Raw genomic sequence first — 2,481 nt, forward strand, 5'->3', positions numbered from 1 at the left:
GCGCAACCCAGCGGGAGCAAGCTCCCTCGCCACGAAGGCGTTGCTCCGGCTCAAAACCTGTCAAAGTCATCCCAGGATCCAAAAGTCACACCCAAAATTGCCAGTCGTCACTTTTTTCGCCGGTTTTTAAACCTTTTTGCCTTTATGTGTTCTAGTTATCACTTGCGCATTTGCGCGGATACGAATGTGCCGCTAAATTGCCATCATTGATACCGAGCATTCTGTTATGCGTATAGACGGCGTTTCATCCCAGTCCTACCCCATCAAGCGTCGGCCTCGTGCGGGTAAAGCCGCTGAGCCGGAAAACTTCGATGATATTGACGGTGAGCTGGAATTTCCGTCCGAAGAGCAACTCGCCGCCCGCGCCGCCAAAGCCTCTGCGCAACGCCTGAGCAATCTTCCCGCCCGTCAGCAGGACATGCTGTATCACCGCGCCATGAGCCGCAGTGTCGCCACGGCGCTGGCCAGCTACCTGAGCACCGCCGGTTTTGTTGATTGGGATATGGAAGTGCTGGGCCTCGACCTCTACATCTGATGCGGTTGCCCTACTATCTGGGTTGCCCGTCCTGGAGCGAAAATGCCTGGCGCGATTATCTTTATCCCCGGGACGCCAAAAGCTCCGACTTCCTCAGTCTCTATTCTCAAGTATTCAATGCGGTGGAAGGCAACACGACCTTCTACGCGAGCCCGGCCGCGTCCACCGTTCAGCGCTGGGCCGAGATCATGCCCGAGCACTTTCGCTTCACCGCCAAGATTCCCGGTGACATCAGCCACGGCGGCGACTTGCGCGAACACTTGACCGCCACCGAAACCTTTGTCCAGTTGTTGAGCCCGCTGGGTGAGCGCGTCTCACCGTACTGGCTGCAGTTGTCCAAGGCGTTCACGCCCAATCGATTGCCAGAGCTGGCGGCATTCATCGACGCGTTCCCACGGCCGTTGGCCGTAGAGGTGCGTCACGATGAGTTTTTTGCCAAAGGCGACGCCGAACGACAGCTCAACCGTTTGCTGCTCGATCGTGGTGTCGAACGCATCTGTCTCGATCCCCGCGGCCTGTTCAGCTGCGCGTCGACCGCCCCTGAAGTCATTCACGCACAATACAAGAAGCCCCGGGTGCCGACGCGGCCGGCGGCGTTCACTCAGTGCCCGCAGGTGCGCTTCGTCGGTCATCCGGTAGTCGAGGCCAACGAGCCGTTTCTGACGCCATGGGTGGAAAAGATCGCCGTGTGGATCGAAGAGGGGCGCACGCCGTATATGTTCCTGCACACCGCCGACAATCTGCTGGCGGCGAAACTCGCGATGCATTTTCACAGCCGCCTGATGAAGCGTTTGCCTGGCTTGCCGGCGCTGCCTGAGCTATATAGAGAACCCGCCGCCGAGCAACTCGGTCTGCTCTGAGGCGAACTCCGCAAAATTGCTCAGGAGCGACTTTCATGGATGCACAAACCCGCCGAGCTCAGGCGTTCAAGGCCTTGCACGAACGCGATGGGGCGTTTGTCATTCCCAATCCATGGGATGCCGGTTCGGCAAAGATGCTCGCCAGCCTCGGCTTTGAAGCATTGGCGACGACCAGTGCCGGTCACGCTTTTTCCCTGGCACGACCTGACGGCGCCCTGGGGCTGGATGACACGCTGGCGAATGTGCGAGCGATTGTTGCGGCCACGGACCTGCCAGTTGCCGTCGACCTGGAAAACGGCTTTGCCGATGCGCCCGAAGATTGCGCCCGCAGCTTGCTCCGCGCGGCACAAGCCGGCGCGGTAGGGGGCTCCATCGAAGATGCCACGGGCCGCGAAGACAGCCCGATCTACGATTTCGAGCACGCCGTGGCGCGGGTCAAGGCCGCCGCCGAGGCGGTGCGTAGTCTGCCGTTCCCTTTCCTGCTGACCGCGCGGGCGGAAAATTTCCTGCATGGCAGGCCGGATCTGGACGACACGATCCGACGCCTGAAGGCCTTCGCCGACGCCGGCGCCGACGTGCTGTACGCGCCGGGGCTGAGCAGCGCCGAGCAAGTGCTGGCGGTGGTCCGGGCCGTAGCGCCCAAGCCCGTCAACGTACTGATGTCCGGCGCGCTGGACCTGACGGTGGCGCAATTGAGCGAACTGGGCGTCAAGCGCATCAGCGTCGGATCGGCCCTCGCGCTGGCGGCGTACGGCGAGTTTTTCCGCGCCGCCGAAGAAATCCGACAGCAGGGGACCTTCACCTTCACTCGTCGCTCAATGCCTTTTATCCAGGCCAATCAATTATTCAAGGGTTGAAGCCCGAGGCGTTGTCGTGCGGTTTTTGAAAGGACTGATGGTATTGACGCTGGTCGTTGGCGTCGCGGTGGTGGCGGTATGGCGCGGTTGGCTGGCCGTACCCCCGCAATGGAACCCCTGGGCGCCGCTGGACGTGAAAGCGCCGCCGAACCTGCTGACCCGTTACAAACTCATGGCCCTGCGCAACGATCCGCAGTTGTGTGACCAGGCGCTCGCCACGTCGGGGCTG

General features: G+C 61.3%; 4 protein-coding genes and 1 pseudogene. All 5 read left to right on the top strand.

Annotation, left to right across the window (positions count from 1 at the left end; translation table 11 throughout):
- Window positions 1-210 (top strand): hypothetical protein (locus ACE04F_RS19540; protein WP_486109240.1); only part of this gene is annotated, 210 nt, incomplete at its 5' end.
- Between the two features lie 16 nt (window positions 211-226).
- Entirely contained in the window at window positions 227-535 is a 309-nt protein-coding gene (locus ACE04F_RS19545) for a hypothetical protein (RefSeq protein WP_305499067.1), read from the top strand.
- Window positions 535-1,395 carry a DUF72 domain-containing protein gene (locus tag ACE04F_RS19550; protein ID WP_486106997.1) on the top strand — a complete coding sequence of 287 codons (861 nt, stop codon included), beginning with the start codon at window positions 535-537 and terminating at the stop codon, window positions 1,393-1,395. The genes ACE04F_RS19545 and ACE04F_RS19550 overlap by 1 nt, the downstream gene beginning before the upstream one ends.
- A gap of 35 nt (window positions 1,396-1,430) precedes the next feature.
- Complete coding sequence (locus ACE04F_RS19555) at window positions 1,431-2,252, top strand: isocitrate lyase/PEP mutase family protein (protein WP_486106995.1); 822 nt, start codon at window positions 1,431-1,433, stop codon at window positions 2,250-2,252.
- A 16-nt stretch (window positions 2,253-2,268) separates the two neighbouring features.
- Window positions 2,269-2,481, top strand: a pseudogene (locus ACE04F_RS19560) (extensin family protein); the annotation flags it as partial.

The organism is Pseudomonas sp. AGC41, from assembly GCF_057334555.1.

Coding starts and splice junctions, on each gene's coding strand:
- ACE04F_RS19545 (WP_305499067.1), top strand. CDS start 227: ATGCGTATAGACGGCGTTTCATCCCAGTCCTACCCCATCAAGCGTCGG.
- ACE04F_RS19550 (WP_486106997.1), top strand. CDS start 535: ATGCGGTTGCCCTACTATCTGGGTTGCCCGTCCTGGAGCGAAAATGCC.
- ACE04F_RS19555 (WP_486106995.1), top strand. CDS start 1,431: ATGGATGCACAAACCCGCCGAGCTCAGGCGTTCAAGGCCTTGCACGAA.